We start from the raw sequence: 18,401 nt of genomic DNA on the forward strand, positions 1-18,401 counted from the left end.
TTTCGTCGATACGTGTCGGTCAGGAGTTGATTACCGACCGAACACGAACGGCATAACGATGCCGATGAGGGCGAGCGCCTCACAGAAGGCGAAGCCGAGGATCTGGTTGGCGCGGATCAGACCGGCAGCCTCGGGCTGGCGGGCCAGGGCCTCGGTGCCCTTACCGAAGATGATGCCGACGCCGATGCCGGGGCCGATCGCGGCGAGGCCGTAGCCGATGGAGCCGACGGAGCCGTGGACGCCAGCGTCGGCAGCGAGGGTCTGGAGAGCAGACATGCCGGTTCTTCCTTCTCTTTCATGGACCGGTGGGGGTTGGCCACCGGACGTCTGGGAGTTTGCGGTGCGGGGTGGTTCCGCTCAGTGGTGCTCGGCGAGAGCGCCCTGGATGTAGGAGCAGGCGAGGAGCACGAAGACGTACGCCTGGACGGCCTGCACGAAGAGCTCGAAGAGGATCATGGCCACGGTCATCACGAACGAGACACCGGCAGCCGGGATCATGTAGCTGTTCATCAGGTACCAGGAGGCGACGGTGAACATCACCAGCATCAGGTGGCCCGCGAACATGTTGGCGAACAGTCGCACCGCGTGAGTGAACGGGCGGACGAGCAGGTTCGAGAAGAACTCGATGACCATGACGAGCGGCAGCACGCCGCCGAGCGACTTGTCGTAGCCCGTGACGTTCTTGAAGAAGCCGACGAAGCCGTGCTTCTTGAAGGTCAGCGCGACCCAGGTGATGTAGACGACCGCTGCGAGGACCGCCGGGAAGGCGATCAGCGAGGAGACCGGGAACTGGGCCACCGGAATCACGGACCAGACGTTCATGATCCAGATGAAGAAGAACAGCGAGACCATGAGCGGGACGTACTTCTCGCCCTCGCGCTTGCCGAGCGTCTCGTAGACGATGCCGCGGCGCACGAAGTCGTAGCCGGCCTCGGCCACCAACTGGAGCTTGCCCGGGACCACCTTGGCCTTGCCGAACGCCGCCCAGAAGAACACCACGATCAGGGCCGTGGTGATGGACACGAGCAGCATCGCCTTGTTGAACTCGAAGCCGCCCACGGTGAACAGGGGCTTGAAGAGGAACGAGTTCAGGCCCGGAGCCGGAAAGCCACAGCCGTTGTCGGACAGGATGCGGCAGCTCCAGTCAAAGGCGAGCTGGGTCTGGTCAGCACTCACCGCGGGCTCCTTCGGCGTGACGCATGGGTTGGGCAACCTCGTTGTGTCGGTGCGGCGCGCAGCCGCGGAACGGCACCGGACTGGTGTTACGGATGTGGGGGCGGCTGGAGGGCATCAAGCCTCGCGATTGAACAGGCGTCAGCTCAGATGCCCGCGCCCGCGATGCCGCAGTTGGCACCGGACGATAGCAGGAACTCTTGCAAGTCTTTATCCCGGCCCTATCCCTCACGACGAAGAACCGGTCTTCTGGGGCTTCTCGCTCTTCTCGGAGTCCGGTTCGACGTAGAAGATCTTGGCCTTCATGTGCGCACGCGCCTGTGCGGCCATCCATACGACCGTCGCAACGACGAGCCCGGCCGCGAACGTCTTCGGATTGAAGAGGGAAGTGTCCTTGAAGATACCCGCGAAGATCAGGAGCAGCAGGAGCTGGGCGACGTAGAGCATCAGACCCATGGCCTGGAACAGGTGCGGGAGCGATTTCGCCGTGCGCTGCAGGACGTAGAGGCCGATCCCCATGAAGAGGATGGCGAGCACCGTGCCGACGGCCGCGCCCAGCGCTCCCTTGCCCCCCGCGACCGCGCCACTGACAGCGACGGCGATCACGCCGACAGCCGCTGTGGGTACAGCGATCTGCAGAAGGTTCCGGGCGTCGGAAGACGGCATGGCGGCAACTCCGCGTGGTGAAGGGGGCAGGGTGTCGTCATGGACGAGCGTAATCCCGGGCCGAGTGGGGACCTCGTACCGAGGGACCCATCACATTGGGACCCTTTGGCTCTATCCCGGGTTCTCGTGAACGGTATCACAAACTATTTGATGCGGTCTTTACCAAGTAGGTGTGCCTGCAGTCACACATGAGAGTGAGTCTGCGCTTTTGTGCGAACGCGGGGTTGTTTTGTCTGATATTGGGGTGCTTCGCATCCCCAGACTTGAGTAACGCGCACGCCAGATTCTTACCTTGTGCGTCAGCGCGAAGACTTGGCCTTGCCGCGATCCGGAACGGAGCGGGAGCCGAGCGCGGTGGCTCCGTTGGCCCCCGAGACGCCTGCGACGACGGGGGTGCGGCACGCATCGGGCTGCGGCTCGTCCTCCGCCTCGTACGCGGCGGCCGGCGTCGGCTCCAGGACGGCACGGCGGCGGTAGCGCGGCGGTACGAAGGCCTCGGCCCAGCGGGGGGCACGCGGCGTGAACCTCGGCAGCAGGAGCAGCACCAGCCCGATGAAGCTGAGGAACACGATGCCCAGCACGATCCACATCGACGCCGAGTTGACCGAGTACGCGAGGGCCCCGAAGGCGATGAGCGCCGACCAGAAGTACATGATCAGCACGGCCCGGCTGTGCGAGTGCCCGATCTCCAGGAGCCGGTGGTGCAGATGCCCGCGGTCCGCGGCGAACGGCGACTGGCCGCGCCAGGTGCGGCGCACGATCGCGAGGACGAGGTCCGCTGCCGGGACCGCGATGATCGTCAGCGGAAGCAGCAGCGGGATGTAGACCGGGACGGTCTGGTGGACCGTGGCGCGCTCGGAGTAGAGGCCCATCGCGTCCGGGTCGACCTGCCCGGTGATCGAGATGGCTCCGGCGGCGAGCACGAGCCCGATCAGCATCGATCCGGAGTCGCCCATGAAGATCCGCGCCGGGTGCATGTTGTGCGGCAGAAAGCCCAGGCACATGCCCATCAGGATGGACGCGAACAGGGTCGCGGGGGCGGCGGCCTCCAGACCGTAGCCGTACCAGATCCGGTACGCGTACATGAAGAACGCGGCCGACGCGATGCACACCATGCCGGCGGCGAGGCCGTCGAGGCCGTCGACGAAGTTGACCGCGTTGATCGTGATGACGACCAGGGCGACCGTCAGCAGGGTGCCCTGCATCTGGGTGAGCGCGACCACGCCGACGCCGGGGACCGGCAGCCACAGGATCGTCAGGCCCTGCATGACCATCACGCCCGCGGCGATCATCTGGCCGCCGAGCTTGATCAGGGCGTCGATCTCGAACTTGTCGTCCAGCACACCGATCAGCCAGATGAGCGCGGCGCCGGAGAGCAGGGCTCGGGGCTCGTTCGACTTGACGAAGACCTCGTTGAGGTTCTCCAGGTGATCGGCGACCAGCAGGCCCGCGCACAGGCCGAAGAACATCGCGATACCGCCGAGCCGTGGAGTGGGTTCCCGGTGTACGTCCCGGGCCCGGATCTCCGGCATGGCTCCGGCCACGATCGCGAACTTGCGTACCGGCCCTGTCAGCAGATACGTCACCGCGGCCGTGATGCAGAGCGTCAGCAGGTATTCACGCACGGGCTTCCCCACAGGTCTAGCTGGACGTCCTCAGCCCCACACCCTAGCTTCGCGTGCATACCGTTTGGGACTGACGGGTAGCGAAGATGGTTGCATGTGCGGCCGTGCACGACGCCGCGTCCACCCTCACAGCCCGGGATACGGCGGAAATCTACCGGTCAGTTCCCGTACCTCGGCACGTGCCCGCCCGCTGTCGGTCGCGTCGCGCAGCACGGCCGCGAACAGCTCTGCAATGTGCACCATCTCGGCCTCGCCCATGCCCTGCGTGGTCACCGCGGCGGTACCCAGGCGCAGCCCGCGGGCGTCGCCGTGGGGCAGCGCGCAGGTGTCCAGGACAAGGCCGGCCGCCATGAGCCGCCCCCGTGCGGTGCGTCCGTCGACGCCCAGCGGCGCGGGGTCGACGATCAGCATGTGGGTGTCGGTGCCGCCGGTGATGACCGCCAGCCCCTCCGCGGCCAGAACCGACGCCAGCATCCGGGCGTTGGCGACGACCTGATGGGCGTAGACGTCGAAGGCCGGCCTCGCCGCCTCCCCGAACGCGACGGCCTTGGCGGCGATCGCGTGCATCTGGGCGCCGCCCTGGGTGAACGGGAAGACGGCCCGGTCCACGCGCTCGGCCACGTCGCTGCCGCACAGGATCATGCCGCCGCGCGGGCCGCGCAGCACCTTGTGCGTGGTGGCGCAGACCACGTCGGCGTACGGCACCGGGCTGGGCGCCGCTCCCCCGGCGACGAGCCCGATGGGGTGGGCGGCGTCGGCGATGAGGTACGCGCCCACCTCGTCGGCGACGTCGCGGAAGAAGGCGTAGTCGAGATGACGTGGATAGGCGATGGACCCGCACACCACGGCCTTGGGCCGGTGTGTCCGGGCGAGGGTGCGCACCTGGTCGTGGTCGATGAGCCCGGACTCCGCCTCGACCCCGTAACCGACGAAGTCGAACCAGCGGCCGGAGAAGTTCGCGGGTGAGCCGTGCGTGAGGTGGCCGCCGTAGGGCAGTCCCAGGGCGAGCACGGTGTCACCGGGCCGGAGGAGGGCGGCGTACGCGGCGAGCACCGCGGACGACCCCGAGTGGGGCTGCACATTGGCGTGCTCGGCGCCGAACAGCGCCTTCGCGCGTTCCACGGCGATGCGCTCGGCCATGTCGACGACCTCGCAGCCGCCGTGGTGGCGTGCGCCGGGATATCCCTCGGCGTACTTGTTGGCGAGCGGGGAGCCGAGGGCGGCCAGCACGGCCGGCGAAGTGAAGTTCTCGGCGGCGATGAGCTGCAGCGTCGTCGACTGCCGGGAGAGCTCCCCGAGCAGGATGTCGGCCATCTCGGGGTCCTGCCGGCGCAGGACCTCGGCCTCGAGGGTATGGGTGACCGTCATGGTGCACTCCGGGCGTCGGGGACGTACGTCCAATGTAGGCCCGGGGCCCCTGGGACGCCCGGTCGTAGCGTCCAGGCAGGTACGCCTGTGAGTGCCGTGGCGTGTGCCGGGCGGGCCGCCACACCCCGGCCGGAGCCGGACACCGCCGAAACGGCCTCCGAACGCCCGGAACGCTTTTGGACACCTCCGGGGACCGGGCGGATGCCCGCCGGGTCACATCCGGGCGGGCACGCCCGTCAGCGCCGTCACCACCGGATCCAGCGCTTGCTGGATCTCGCCCCCGATCGACCGGAAGAACGGCAGCGGCGCCCCGTACGGGTCATGCACCTCGTCCGCCTCCGCCGTCGGCGCCAGCAGCCAGCCGCGCAGCGCAGCCGCCGCACCGACCAGAGCGCGCGCCCGCGCGACCACGCCGTCCTCCAGCGGGGGCAGGGTCACCGGGTCTATCGCCCGTACCAGGCGGGTGAACTCCTTCAGAGTGAAGGTGCGCAGCCCCGCCGAGTGGCCCATGGAGATGACCTGGGCCCGGTGGTCGCGGGTCGCCGTCAGGACCAGGTCGGCACGGATGACGTGCTCGTCCAGGAGCTCACGGCCGACGAATCCGGAGGCGTCCGCGCCGAAGTCCGCGAGGACCGCCTCGGCGTTCGCCTCCATGGGCGCGCCCTCATGGCCCCAGGTGCCCGCGCTCTCCACGATCAGACCGCTGCACAGCGGGTCGCCGAGCCGGTCCACCAGGGCATGCCGGGTCAGCCGCTCGGTGATCGGCGAGCGGCACACGTTGCCGGTGCTGACATGGAGGATGCGGAAGGTGTCGCAGGGAGGACCCGGTTCTTCCAGGTCCCCCGTCCCGTCCCCGTTGCCTATGCCACGCATGGGGGTCCCCCCTGCTCATGGGGGTCTCCCCGCTCGAGCAGAGCCGAGAGTGGGGGATCATTCGAGAGCTTGGGGGAGGCAGGGGCTGTCAATTCGCCACCTCGAGGTCGGGTACGACCTTGCGCAGCTCGTCTGCCGACACCGCTCCCTGGCGCAGCAGGAGGGGAACCTTGCCCGTGACGTCGACGATCGACGAGGGGACGATGCCGGGGGTCGGGCCGCCGTCCAGGTAGACGGAGATCGAGTCGCCGAGCATCTCCTGCGCGGCGTCGCAGTTCTCGGGCGCCGGGTGGCCGGTCAGGTTCGCGGAGGACACGGCCATCGGGCCGACGTCCGTCAGCAGTTCGATGGCGACCGGGTGCAGCGGCATACGGATGGCGACCGTGCCCCGGGTGTCCCCCAGATCCCACTGCAGGGACGGCTGCTGCTTGGCGACGAGGGTGAGGGCGCCCGGCCAGAACGCGTCGACCAGTTCCCAGGCCATCTCGGAGAAGTCCGTGACAAGGCCGTGCAGGGTGTTCGGGGAACCGATGAGGACGGGCGTGGGCATGTTGCGGCCCCGGCCCTTGGCCTGGAGCAGATCGGCCACGGCCTCCGAGGAGAACGCGTCGGCGCCCACGCCGTACACGGTGTCGGTGGGCAGCACCACGAGTTCGCCACGGCGGACGGCGGACGCTGCCTCGCGCAGACCGGTCGCGCGGTCGGTCGCGTCGTTGGTGTCGTATCGCCGTGCCATGTCTAGAGGGCCTCCTCGTACACGTACTGCTGGATCACGTACTGGATCACGTACTGCTGGCTTGATGTCTTCGGATGGGGAGGGCGCCACGCCGCGCCGCGTGCCGTCCTCACGGCAGGGCCCTGCGGGCGGTGGCGAAGCGCGGCCGGTTGTTGAGGTCGGGATGGTCGGCGGCGTCGGCCCAGCCCCGCTCCTCGGTGAAGATCCACGGCACCTGGCCGCCCTGCGTGTCGGCGTGCTCGATGACGACGACGCCGCCGGGGCGCAGCAACCGGTGCGCGGTGCGCTCCAGGCCGCGGATCAGGTCGAGGCCGTCCTCGCCGGAGAACAGGGCCAGTTCGGGGTCGTAGTCCCGGGCCTCGGGAGCGACATACTCCCATTCGGTCAGCGGGATGTACGGCGGGTTGGAGATGACGAGGTCGACTTGGCCGTCGAGGTCCGGGAAGGCTGTCAGGGCGTCTCCCTGGCGCAGGTCGACCCTGGACCCCTCCATGTTCTTGCGGGTCCAGTGGAGGGCTTCCTCGGACAGCTCCACGGCGTGCACCCGCGAGCGCGGCACCTCCTGGGCCAGCGCGAGCGCGATGGCGCCCGAGCCGGTGCACAGGTCCACGATCAGCGGCTCGACGACATCCATCGCACGCACGGCGTCTATCGCCCAGCCGACCACCGATTCGGTCTCCGGGCGCGGGACGAACACCCCGGGCCCGACCTGGAGCTCCAGGTACCGGAAGAAGGCGCGCCCGGTGATGTGCTGGAGCGGCTCGCGCGCCTCCCGGCGGGCGACGACCTCCCAGTAGCGGGCGTCGAAGTCGGAGTCCTTCACGGTGTGCAGCTCACCCCGCTTGACACCGTGCACGAAGGCGGCGAGCTCCTCCGCGTCGTTGCGCGGCGAGGGCACGCCGGCGTCGGCCAGCCGCTGGGTGGCCTGGGCCACCTCCGCGAGCAGCAGGTTCACGCTCGTCCTCCGGTACTTGTGCTGTGCCTCAGGGTGTTTCCGTCTCTCGGGTGGTGCCGGGGTCGCGGGCCCAGGCACGCGGGTGTTCGGCGTCGCCGTCGGTCACCGACGCTACGCGGCCGCGAGCTTGGCGGCCGAGTCCGCGTCGATGCAGGCCTGGATCACCGCGACGAGGTCGCCGTCCAGGACCTGGTCCAAGTTGTACGCCTTGAATCCGACGCGGTGGTCGGAAATGCGGTTCTCCGGGAAGTTGTACGTACGGATCTTCTCGGAGCGGTCGACGGTGCGGACCTGGCTGCGGCGGGCGTCGGCCGCCTCCTTCTCCGCCTCCTCCTGCGCCGCGGCGAGCAGCCTGGAGCGCAGGATACGCATCGCCTGCTGCTTGTTCTGCAACTGGCTCTTCTCGTTCTGGCAGGAGGCGACGACTCCGGTCGGAAGGTGCGTGATGCGCACCGCGGAGTCGGTCGTGTTGACGGACTGGCCTCCGGGGCCGGAGGAGCGGTAGACGTCGATGCGAAGGTCGTTCGGGTTGATCTCGACGTCGACGTCCTCGGCCTCGGGCGTGACGAGGACACCGGCCGCGGAGGTGTGGATACGCCCCTGGGACTCGGTGGCCGGCACGCGCTGCACGCGGTGCACCCCGCCCTCGTACTTCAGCCGGGCCCACACGCCCTGACCGGGCTCGATCTGACCGCGGGCCTTCACCGCGACCTGGACGTCCTTGTAGCCGCCCAGCTCGGACTCGGTGGAGTCGATGATCTCGGTCTTCCAGCCGACGCGCTCGGCGTACCGCAGGTACATCCGCAGCAGGTCGCCCGCGAACAGGGCGGACTCGTCGCCGCCCGCGCCCGCCTTGATCTCGAGGATGACGTCCTTGTCGTCGCTGGGGTCGCGCGGGATGAGCAGGAAGCGCAGCTTCTCGGTCAGTTCCTCGCGGTGCTTCTCCAGCTCCTTGACCTCGGCGGCGAAGTCCGGGTCGTCGGCGGCCAGTTCGCGCGCGGTCTCGATGTCGTCGCCGGCCTGCTTCCAGGAGCGGTACGTGGCGATGATCGGGGTCAGCTCCGCGTAGCGCTTGTTGAGCTTGCGCGCGTTCGCCTGGTCGGCGTGGACCGATGGATCGGCGAGCTTCTTCTCCAGGTCGGCGTGTTCACCGACCAGTTCCTCGACCGCCTCGAACATCTCCGGCTCCCATGGGGTGTCCCCTGCCCGGCCGGGGCGTGGGGACGTAGGTACGACTGAAAGGGGCTGCACCGCAAAGCGCCGGTCCCGGTGCCCCCGGTACGGGAGCACCGGAGACCGGCGCGGTGGGCTCGCTACTTCTTGGCAGCGGCAGCCTTGCCGAAGCGGGCCTCGAAGCGGGCCACACGGCCACCGGTGTCGAGGATCTTCTGCTTGCCCGTGTAGAACGGGTGGCACTCGGAGCAGACCTCGGCCCGGATGGTGCCGGACTCGATCGTGCTACGGGTGGTGAACGACGCGCCGCAGGTGCAGCTGACCTGCGTCTCGACGTACGCGGGGTGAATGTCGCGCTTCAAGGTGTCTCCTAGGTTCCGGGAGGGCGCCGGGTCGCAGCCGCGGGATGCGGAAGCGTGAACCGGAGCCGACGTACCAGTCTGCCAGGACTGGCCGCATCACCCAAAACCGGGGGATCGAGCGATCTATTCCCCCTCGGTACCCGAGGGCCCCGGATCGCCCGGGAAGGGCCTCAGGACCCGGCCACGACGCCCTGGGCCCGGCCCGTCGCGGCACCCTTGGTCGCGCTCGCCGGGATCGGCCGGTCGTTCTTCAGGGCGTTCCACACGAGTTGCGCCTTGGCCTTCTCAGGCAGGACGCGGTTGCGGTTCGCCGCGTCGTACTGGACCGGCATCGTCACCATGGTCATGTGGGACGAGTCGATCCCCTTGAGCCCGCCGGCGAAGGACACCAGGTTCTTGACCGAGGCCAGGTCGGAGTCGGTGGTGACGGCCTTGGTCCCGGTGTCGGCGAGGTCGTACAGCTTGGTCGGGCTGGTCAGGACGCCGAGGTGCCCGACCTGGTCGACCAGGGCCTTGACGAAGGCCTGCTGGAGCTGGATGCGACCGAGGTCGGAGCCGTCGCCGACGCCGTGCCGGGTGCGGACCAGGCCGAGGGCCTGCTCGCCGTCGAGGGTGTGCGTGCCGGCCTTCAGGTCGAGGTGGCTGTCCGGGTCGTGGATGTTCCTGGTGGTGGTCACCTGGACGCCGCCGAGGTCGTCGATCAGCTTCTGGAAGCCGGCGAAGTCGACCTCCACGAAGTGGTCCATGCGGATGCCGGTGATCGACTCGACGGTCTTCACCGCGCAGGCGGCGCCCCCGGTGGAGTACGCGGAGTTGAACATCGCGCCGGACACCGCCGGGTGCACGGTGCCCTTGCCGTCGGTGCACTCGGGGCGGTCGACGAGGGTGTCGCGCGGGATGGAGACCACGCCGGCCCGCTTGTGGCCCTTGTAGACGTGGATGATCATCGCGGTGTCGGAGCGGGCGGTGCCGTCGTCGGTGCCGCCGCCCAGCTTGTCGTTGCCACCGGAGCGGCTGTCCGAGCCCAGTACCAGGATGTTCTGTGAGCCGTTGTCGACCTTCGCGGGCCGGTGGGTACCGAGGACCTGGTTGATGTCGACGCTCTTGATGTTGCCGTTGAGCTTGAAGTACAGGTAGCCGACACCGGTACCGCCGAGCACCAGGACACCCGCGGCGGTCCAGGCGGTGACCAGGAGGGCCTTGCGCCGCCCGCTGCGCGGCTTGCGCCGGGAACCCTTCGCGCGGTGGCGCGGGCCACGAGTGATGGCCTTGTCGGCTATGCCGGGGTCCGGCGTGCTCTCGGCAGGCATGTGCTCCCTCAGTCCTCGTCCAGTCGAGTACCCCCTGATACGGGGGCCAGGCCCGGTGTGGCCGAGTTTCGACCGGTACCGCACCATCGTCCCTCCGTACGTCAGACGGAGGAACTCGGCGAAGGGTTGCACAACGCACTGTGCCCGGTCGCGTGAGGCGCCGGGCACAGTGCGTCACCGAGGGGACCACGATTGCCGCGGTCACCTGCGGTTTCAGCCGAAGATGTCGTAGCTGTTGTACCCGCTGCCGATCTTCACCGGTGTGGCGAAGATCGCCGATGAGGCCTTGCCGGTACCCGGGTACAGGTACAGGTTGCCCGCGGGCGAGCGGGCCAGGAAGTCGGCCTTGCCGTCGCCGGTGACGTCGCCGGGCGCGTCGAAGGCGTTGGGCGTGGTCCAGGTGCGCACCTTGATCCGGGCGGCGAAGGCGGAGCTCCCGGCCTTCCCGGTGCCCCGGTACAGGTACAGGTACCCGCCCTTCTTGCTGCGCGCGATCAGGTCGGCCTTGCCGTCCCCGGTGAAGTCGCCGTGCCCGCGCACCATGTTGTAGGTGTTCCAGCCGCTGCCGACCTTGACGCGGGTGGCGAAGCTGCCGTTGCCCTTGCCCGGGTAGATCCACAGCACGCCGGCGGAGTCCACGGAGAGCAGGTCGGGCAGGGCGTCGCCGGTGACGTCCCCGGGCGTGATGATCCGGGTGCGGCTCTTCCAGTTGGTGAAGAGGGTCTTCGTCGCCCAGGACTTGCTGGACGGGACGAAGTGCTTCCAGAGCACGTTGCCGGTCGAGCTGACCCGGTAGACCAGGTCCTGGTAGCCGTCGCGGTCGAGGTCGGTCTGCAGGACGAGGTTGACGCCGCCCCAGTTGCCCCAGGACTGACGGGCGCTGAAGGAGGTGCCCTTGGAGTCCTTCGAGAAGCCCTCCTTGTTGGACGCCTGACGCATCCACAGGTCGGCCTTGTGGTCACCGCTGAGGTTGGTGTCGTCCACGCGCGGATAGGCGGCGCCGACGTAGGTGCTGACCTTGGTGTAGACGTCGTAGGCGCCCTTGGCCACGCAGTCCTTCACGCCCCAGGAGACGATGCCGACGATGCGGTTGTTCACCACCAGCGGGCCACCGGAGTCGCCGTTGCAGGAGGCGGTGGTGCCGGTGTCGCTGCCGGTTCCGCGGTTGCCGGCACAGGCCATGTGGCCCTTGATGAAGTCGCGGCCGTAGTAGCCGGTGCAGGCACTGTCGGGCTGCATGGGCAGCGTGGCCGTCTTCAGCGTCTGGGAGATGTCCTGGCTGGTGGAGCTGGTGCGGCCCCAGCCGTAGACCTTGGCTTTGGTGCCGGCGGCGTACGAGGCGGTGTCGTTGGACGTCGTCATCCGGATCGGCGTGGCCCTGACCGGGTACGGCAGGGTGAGCACGGCGATGTCGTTGTCGATGGTCGCCGCGCTGTACGACGGGTGGTTCCACTGCCGCCAGACACCGGAGACGGTGCCGCCGTGCAGGTTGGTGTTGCCCGCGGCGTCGGTGGTCGGCAACTGGGCGCTGCCGGTGACGATCGCGCCGCCTGCGTACCAGTTGTAGCCCTTGACACAGTGCGCGGCGGTGAGGATCTTCGTCGGCGCGACGACGGCTCCGCCGCAGAAGAAGCTGACGTCGTCCCCTGTGGCGGCGGTGCCCTTGTCGTCGTAGTACCAGAGCTGCGCCATCCAGGGCGCCGCGGTGATGGTGGTCTGGGTGCCACCGATGATCTTCGGTTGGACGGAGGCCGTGCTGGTACTCGCGCTCCTCGACGACTTCTCGGTCGTCTTCCCCGCCGCGTCGTCACCGGCGAGCGCGCCTGCCACGCGCCTGTTCAGCTCGGTCGGCGACGGCGAGGTGACGGCGGGCTTCACCGTCGGCTGCAGCAGTGGCAGCGGAGCGGCGGCGTTCGCGGACGTCGTCAACAGCGCGGCGGTGACGGCGGCGGCCACGCCGGCCGCCGCGACGGGAAGGGCGATCCGTATACGACGTCTGCGCCGGCCGCCCTCACGCATGGGTCTACCCACTCAAGTCCCCCCTCGGGATCAGAAAACCGATGCTGCGGACCATCCGATCGAGATATCCGATCGAGATATTCGAAGAGCAGTCCGAAGGCCGCGATGGTACACCGAGCATGAACACACCAAAGGGCCGCCCCCTTGACGGGGACGGCCCTCAGTGGTGCGTGATCGGAAGCGCGCTCAGTCGTTCGGCGTCGGCGTCGTCTTCTGGATCTGCATCAGGAACTCGACGTTCGACTTGGTCTGCTTCATCTTGTCGAGGAGCAGCTCGATCGCCTGCTGCTGGTCGAGCGCGTGCAGCACCCGGCGCAGCTTCCAGACGACGTTCAGCTCCTCGGCGCCGAGCAGGATCTCTTCCTTACGGGTACCGGACGCGTCCACGTCCACCGCCGGGAAGATGCGCTTGTCGGCGAGCTTCCGGTCGAGCTTGAGCTCCATGTTGCCGGTGCCCTTGAACTCCTCGAAGATCACCTCGTCCATGCGGGACCCGGTGTCCACCAGGGCGGTGGCGAGGATGGTCAGCGAGCCGCCGTCCTCGATGTTGCGGGCCGCACCGAAGAAGCGCTTCGGCGGGTACAGGGCCGTGGAGTCGACACCACCGGACAGGATGCGGCCCGAGGCCGGGGCGGCGAGGTTGTACGCGCGACCCAGACGGGTGATCGAGTCCAGCAGGACGACCACGTCGTGACCCAGCTCCACGAGGCGCTTGGCACGCTCGATCGCCAGCTCGGCGACCGTGGTGTGGTCCTCGGCCGGGCGGTCGAAGGTCGAGGAGATGACCTCGCCCTTGACCGACCGCTGCATGTCGGTGACCTCTTCCGGACGCTCGTCGACGAGGACGACCATCAGGTGGCACTCGGGGTTGTTGTGCGTGATCGCGTTGGCGATCGCCTGCATGATCATGGTCTTGCCGGTCTTCGGCGGGGCCACGATCAGACCGCGCTGACCCTTACCGATCGGCGACACCAGGTCGATGATGCGGGTGGTCAGCACGCCCGGGTCGGTCTCCAGGCGCAGGCGGTCCTGCGGGTACAGCGGGGTCAGCTTGGTGAACTCCGGTCGGCCACGGCCGTGTTCGGGAGCCATGCCGTTCACGGAGTCGAGGCGGACCAGCGCGTTGAACTTCTCGCGGCGCTCGCCGTCCTTGGGCTGACGGACCGCACCCGTGATGTGGTCACCCTTGCGCAGGCCGTTCTTGCGGACCTGGGCGAGGGAGACGTACACGTCGTTCGGACCCGGCAGGTAGCCCGACGTACGGATGAAGGCGTAGTTGTCGAGGATGTCCAGGATGCCCGCGACGGGGATCAGGACGTCGTCCTCGGCGAGCTGCGGCTCGGCGATCTCGTCACGGCCGCGACGGCCCCGACGGTCGCGGTAGCGGCCGCGACGACCCCGGCGACCGCCGTCGTCGTCGTAGCCGTCGTCCTGGCGGTCCTGACGGCCGCCGCCCTGCTGACCCTGCTGACGCTGCTGGCCCTGCTGCTGGTCGTCGCCGCCCTTGCCACGGCGGTCACGACCGCGCTCACGGCGGTCACGACGGCGGCCCTCGCCGCCCTCACCGGCGTCGCCCCGGGTCTCGCCCTGCGACTGCGCCTGAGCCGGCGTCTCGGCCTTCGACTCGCCCTTCGCCTCGGCGACGACCGTCTCGGGGCTCCCGGCCTCGGCGGTGGCACGGCGCCGACGGCGCTCGGCCGGGGCCTCGTCCCCGGCGCCCTGGCCGGGGATCTCGATCTGCTTCGGGGCCACGGCCTGCTCGGCCGGCTTCTCGGCCTTGGGCTCGGCCGGGGCGGCAGCGTCACCGGTACGGGTCCTGGAGGTGGACCGACGCTTCGGCTTGGTCTCGGTGGCGTCCCCGGCGGAAGAGGCGGCCTTGGCCGAGGAGCCGCTTCCTCCGGCCTGCGCCTCCTTGATGACCTCGATCAGCTGGCTCTTGCGCATACGCGCCGTGCCCCTGATGCCGAGGCCGGATGCGACCTGCTGCAGCTCGGCCAGCACCATGCCCTCGAGGCCGGTACCACGGCGCCGCCGGGAGCCGGCACCGGTGGCAGGCGCGGAGGCGTCCGTGGCGGGCGCGGCAGCGGTCTCCTCGACACGTGCGCCCATCAGATCGGTGGTGTCGCTCACGAAGGGTCCTTCCCTGGAGCGGACGTCGGCCTTCTGGCTCGGCGACCGGTTGTGCTGTCCGGCTTCGGTCCCGTCTGTGTGGACCGTGCCGGGGCGGTGGTCCGCCAAAAGCGGCGGAAGAAACATCTGGTGATTGGCGCTTCCCGAAGCCGCGACACCCGGTTTTGTGTCACACGGCTCGGTCACGCCGATTCCGGAGCGTGCTCGGCAATCCGCTCAGTGCGCGTATACGACGTACCGCTCGCGTACGAGATACGAACACAGTGCGACTTGGGAGGCTCCCGGAAGAATGGTTTGTCCCGGACGGGGACACGAAGCACCGCGCCATGGCTGGGTCGGGTGCTGACTTGAGATTAACACTACCGGATCCAACAAACATTCCCCCTCTCGAAACCGGCAACCGTGTTGTCAGGGCGCAAGCGGAAGCACGCTCGCTCCCCGGCCGTCCAGTGCCAGTCGGTTGGCGGCCCATCCCTCGCCCGCCAGGTCGGCTACCTTGTCGGCGCTGTCGCCGTCGGCCAGCGCCAGGACCGTCGGTCCGGCGCCGGAGATCACTGCGGGGATCCCGTCGGCCCGCAGCCGCTCCACCAGCGCGGCGCTCTCCGGCATGGCCGGAGCGCGGTATTCCTGGTGGAGACGGTCCTCGGTGGCGGGCAGCAGCAGCTCGGGGCGCCTGGTGAGGGCCTCGACGAGCAGGGCGGCACGGCCCGCGTTGACGGCGGCGTCGACGTGCGGGACGGTGCGCGGGAGCAGTCCGCGCGCGGTCTCGGTCAGGACCGGCTTTCCAGGCACGAAAACCACCGGAACGATGGAATCTGCGGGGTCCAGGCGGATCGCCCGGGCGGCGCCGCGATCCATCCAGGAGAGGGTGAAACCGCCGAGGAGACAGGCCGCGACATTGTCCGGGTGGCCCTCGATCTCGGTGGCGAGGTCCAGAAGCGCGGTGTCGTCGAGTCGGCTGTCGCCACCTATGGTCACGGCGCGGGCGGCGACTATGCCGGCGCAGATGGCGGCGGAGGAGGAGCCGAGGCCGCGGCCGTGCGGAATGCGATTGGCGCAGACGATCTCCAGGCCGCGCGGCTGCCCGCCCAGAACCGTGAAGGCGGCGCGCATGGACCGCACGAGGAGATGGGTCTCGTCGCGAGGCAGCGTCTCGCTGCCCTCGCCCGCGATGTCGATGTGCAGCCCGGAGTCGGCCACCCGGACGACCACGTCGTCGTACAGCCCCAGCGCGAGGCCGAGGGCATCGAAGCCCGGGCCGAGGTTGGCGCTGGTGGCGGGGACGCGCACCCGGACGGCGGCGGCGCGGAACGCTGGACCGGCCATCGCTCGATGACTCTCCTTGAGCTGCGTGATGGTCGAATGACACTCGATGCGTACGGAAGACCCGAGGGCCGCAGGGACGGCACGACACCGCGGCATATGCGGCGGGCGGGTTGAGTACAGCCTATCGAAGGAAGGTTCTGTGGCGACATAGGGCGCACAGGAGGCGCACGATGCGTGTCGCAAGCCCCCTGTGCATCCACTGTCGGACGCCCTACGGGATTGTCCCCCGTCAGCGCCCCGGTTACGCCAGTCCGAGCCGCTCGGCCGCCGTCGCCGCGTCGACCGGGACCGTGACCGGCTGCGGGGCGCCCGCGACGGCCCAGTCGGGGTCCTTGAGGCCGTTGCCGGTGACGGTGCACACGATCCGCTGGCCCGGGTCGACCTTGCCCTGCTCGGCGGCCTTCAGCAGACCGGCGACGGACGCGGCGGACGCGGGCTCGACGAAGACGCCCTCCTGCGCGGCCAACAGCCGGTAGGCGCGCAGGATTTCACGGTCCGTCACTTCATCGATGAGACCGCCCGATTCGTCCCTGGCCTCCAGGGCGAACTTCCAGGACGCCGGATTTCCGATGCGGATCGCGGTGGCGATGGTCGACGGGTCCTTGACGACCTCGCCGCGCACGATCGGGGCCGAGCCGGACGCCTGGAAGCCCCACATGCGCGGGGTGCGCTGCGAGACGCCGTCGGCGGCGTACTCCTTGTAGCCCCTCCAGTAAGCGGTGATGTTGCCCGCGTTACCGACCGGCAGGACATGGATGTCCGGCGCGTCGCCGAGCATGTCCACGATCTCGAAGGCCGCCGTCTTCTGACCCTCGATCCGTACCGGGTTGACCGAATTGACCAGCGCCACCGGGTAGTTGTCGGACAGCGCACGGGCGAGGTCGAGGCAGTCGTCGAAGTTGCCGTCGACCTGGAGGATCTTCGCGCCGTGCACGAGGGCCTGGCCCATCTTGCCGAGTGCGATCTTGCCCTGCGGCACGAGCACCGCCGACACCATGCCGGCGCGTACGGCGTAGGCGGCGGCGGACGCGGACGTGTTGCCGGTGGAGGCGCAGATGACGGCCTTGGCGCCCTCCTCCTTGGCCTTGGAGATGGCCATGGTCATACCGCGGTCCTTGAAGGACCCGGTGGGGTTGGCCCCCTCCACCTTGAGGTGGACGTCGCAGCCCGTGCGCTCGGAGAGCACCTGCGCGGGCACGAGCGGCGTACCGCCCTCACGGAGCGTCACGACGGGCGTGCTGTCGGACACCGGAAGCCGGTCCCGGTACTCCTCGATGATTCCGCGCCACTGGTGGGTCATTGCTGGTTACTCTCCTTCAACCCGCATCATGCTGGCGACACCCCGCACGGTGTCGAGCTTGCGCAGCGCCTCGACGGTCCCGCTGAGCGAGGCGTCGGACGCACGATGGGTGACGACGACGAGCGAGGCTTCGCCACCCTTGCCCTTCTGGCGCACCGTGTCGATCGAGACGTCGTGCTCGGCGAAGACGGTGGCGACCTGGGCGAGGACACCCGGCTTGTCGGCGACGTCGAGGCTGATGTGGTAGCGCGTGACGACGTCGCCCATGGGCGAGACGGGCAGGGCCGCGTACGCGGACTCGCCGGGTCCGGTGGTGTTGCCGAGCCGGTTGCGGCACACGGCCACGAGATCGCCGAGGACGGCGGAGGCCGTCGGCGCACCACCCGCGCCGGGCCCGTAGAACATGAGCTGGCCGGCCGCGTCCGACTCGACGAAGACGGCGTTGTACGCGCCGCGCACAGAGGCGAGCGGGTGGGTCAGCGGAATCATGGCGGGGTGCACGCGCGCGGTGACCGAGCTGCCGTCGGCGGCGCGCTCACAGATCGCGAGCAGCTTGATCGTGCAGCCCATCTGTTTGGCGGAGGCGAAGTCGGCGGCGGTGACCTCGGTCATCCCCTCGCGGTAGACGTCGTCGAGGCGCACGCGCGTGTGGAAGGCGATGCCGGCCAGGATGGCGGCCTTGGCGGCGGCGTCGAACCCCTCGACGTCGGCGGTGGGGTCGGCCTCCGCGTACCCCAGGGCGGTGGCCTCGTCGAGGGCCTCCTGGTAGCCGGCGCCCGTCGAGTCCATCTTGTCGAGGATGAAGTTGGTCGTCCCGTTGACGATCCCGAGGACCCGGTTGACCTTGTCGCCGGCGAGGGACTCGCGCAGCGGCCGGATCAGCGGGATGGCACCGGCGACGGCGGCCTCGTAGTACAGGTCCTTGCCGCTCTCCTCGGCGGCGGCGTGCAGAGCGGCCCCGTCCTTGGCGAGGAGGGCCTTGTTGGCGGAGACCACCGACGCCCCGTGCTCGAAGGCGGTGGTGATGAGGGTCCGCGCGGGCTCGATGCCCCCGATGACCTCGACCACCACATCGATGTCATCGCGTTTGACGAGAGCGGTGGCGTCGGTGGTGACGAGGGCGGGGTCGATGCCCTCGCGCACCTTGGAAGGCCTTCTGACCGCGACGCCCGCAAGCTCCACGGGGGCCCCGATCCGGGCCGTGAGGTCGTCGGCGTGCGTCGTCATGATGCGCGCCACCTCTGAGCCGACAACCCCACAGCCCAGCAGCGCCACCTTCAGCGGACGCGTACGCATCATCCGACCTCGTTTCCTCATGCGGTCCACGTTGTGACCAGTGTTTCGACCAGTCTCACTCACCGGACGGGACTTCCTGCCCTTCGTCC

General features: G+C 69.2%; 16 protein-coding genes. All 16 read right to left on the bottom strand.

The genetic code is table 11. From position 1 onward, the window contains the following. Window positions 1-30 precede the first annotated feature (30 nt). Window positions 31-276: an ATP synthase F0 subunit C gene (atpE, locus tag ACWDEX_RS21155; protein WP_450465224.1), complete on the bottom strand. Its 246-nt coding sequence runs from the start codon at window positions 274-276 to the stop codon at window positions 31-33. Window positions 277-357: 81 nt separating this feature from the next. Then, window positions 358-1,128 carry a F0F1 ATP synthase subunit A gene (gene atpB / locus ACWDEX_RS21160; RefSeq protein WP_450465277.1) on the bottom strand — a complete coding sequence of 257 codons (771 nt, stop codon included), beginning with the start codon at window positions 1,126-1,128 and terminating at the stop codon, window positions 358-360. Window positions 1,129-1,401: 273 nt separating this feature from the next. Next, on the bottom strand, window positions 1,402-1,839 hold the full coding sequence (locus ACWDEX_RS21165) for a hypothetical protein (protein WP_450465225.1): 438 nt from the start codon (window positions 1,837-1,839) through the stop codon (window positions 1,402-1,404). Window positions 1,840-2,138: 299 nt separating this feature from the next. Continuing rightward, window positions 2,139-3,464, bottom strand: a complete 1,326-nt coding sequence (locus ACWDEX_RS21170) for an MraY family glycosyltransferase (RefSeq protein ID WP_450465226.1) — start codon at window positions 3,462-3,464, stop codon at window positions 2,139-2,141. 126 nt (window positions 3,465-3,590) lie between these two features. Then, window positions 3,591-4,832, bottom strand: a complete 1,242-nt coding sequence (locus ACWDEX_RS21175) for a serine hydroxymethyltransferase (protein ID WP_450465228.1) — start codon at window positions 4,830-4,832, stop codon at window positions 3,591-3,593. Window positions 4,833-5,045: 213 nt separating this feature from the next. Next, window positions 5,046-5,705 (bottom strand): arsenate reductase/protein-tyrosine-phosphatase family protein, encoded by a 660-nt coding sequence (locus tag ACWDEX_RS21180; protein WP_450465229.1) that lies wholly within the window; start codon window positions 5,703-5,705, stop codon window positions 5,046-5,048. Between the two features lie 88 nt (window positions 5,706-5,793). After that, window positions 5,794-6,441, bottom strand: coding sequence for an L-threonylcarbamoyladenylate synthase (locus tag ACWDEX_RS21185; protein WP_450465230.1), 648 nt, complete (start codon window positions 6,439-6,441; stop codon window positions 5,794-5,796). 109 nt (window positions 6,442-6,550) lie between these two features. Then, window positions 6,551-7,396: a peptide chain release factor N(5)-glutamine methyltransferase gene (gene prmC / locus ACWDEX_RS21190; protein ID WP_450465231.1), complete on the bottom strand. Its 846-nt coding sequence runs from the start codon at window positions 7,394-7,396 to the stop codon at window positions 6,551-6,553. A gap of 111 nt (window positions 7,397-7,507) precedes the next feature. Continuing rightward, window positions 7,508-8,575, bottom strand: a complete 1,068-nt coding sequence (gene prfA / locus ACWDEX_RS21195) for a peptide chain release factor 1 (protein WP_450465232.1) — start codon at window positions 8,573-8,575, stop codon at window positions 7,508-7,510. Window positions 8,576-8,709: 134 nt separating this feature from the next. After that, a complete protein-coding gene (rpmE, locus tag ACWDEX_RS21200; RefSeq protein ID WP_103838593.1) occupies window positions 8,710-8,931 on the bottom strand; it encodes a 50S ribosomal protein L31 in 222 nt (73 codons plus the stop codon). A gap of 170 nt (window positions 8,932-9,101) precedes the next feature. Next, entirely contained in the window at window positions 9,102-10,241 is a 1,140-nt protein-coding gene (locus ACWDEX_RS21205) for an LCP family protein (protein WP_450465233.1), read from the bottom strand. Between the two features lie 213 nt (window positions 10,242-10,454). Further along, entirely contained in the window at window positions 10,455-12,260 is a 1,806-nt protein-coding gene (locus ACWDEX_RS21210; protein WP_450465234.1) for a trypsin-like serine protease, read from the bottom strand. 186 nt (window positions 12,261-12,446) lie between these two features. Further along, entirely contained in the window at window positions 12,447-14,390 is a 1,944-nt protein-coding gene (gene rho / locus ACWDEX_RS21215; protein ID WP_450465236.1) for a transcription termination factor Rho, read from the bottom strand. A gap of 408 nt (window positions 14,391-14,798) precedes the next feature. Continuing rightward, window positions 14,799-15,716, bottom strand: a complete 918-nt coding sequence (gene thrB, locus ACWDEX_RS21220) for a homoserine kinase (protein WP_450465237.1) — start codon at window positions 15,714-15,716, stop codon at window positions 14,799-14,801. 241 nt (window positions 15,717-15,957) lie between these two features. Continuing rightward, a complete protein-coding gene (gene thrC / locus ACWDEX_RS21225; RefSeq protein WP_450465238.1) occupies window positions 15,958-17,016 on the bottom strand; it encodes a threonine synthase in 1,059 nt (352 codons plus the stop codon). Window positions 17,017-17,022: 6 nt separating this feature from the next. Then, window positions 17,023-18,312 (bottom strand): homoserine dehydrogenase, encoded by a 1,290-nt coding sequence (locus ACWDEX_RS21230; protein ID WP_450465278.1) that lies wholly within the window; start codon window positions 18,310-18,312, stop codon window positions 17,023-17,025. Window positions 18,313-18,401 lie beyond the last annotated feature (89 nt).

It is taken from the genome of Streptomyces sp. NPDC001020, from assembly GCF_053599115.1.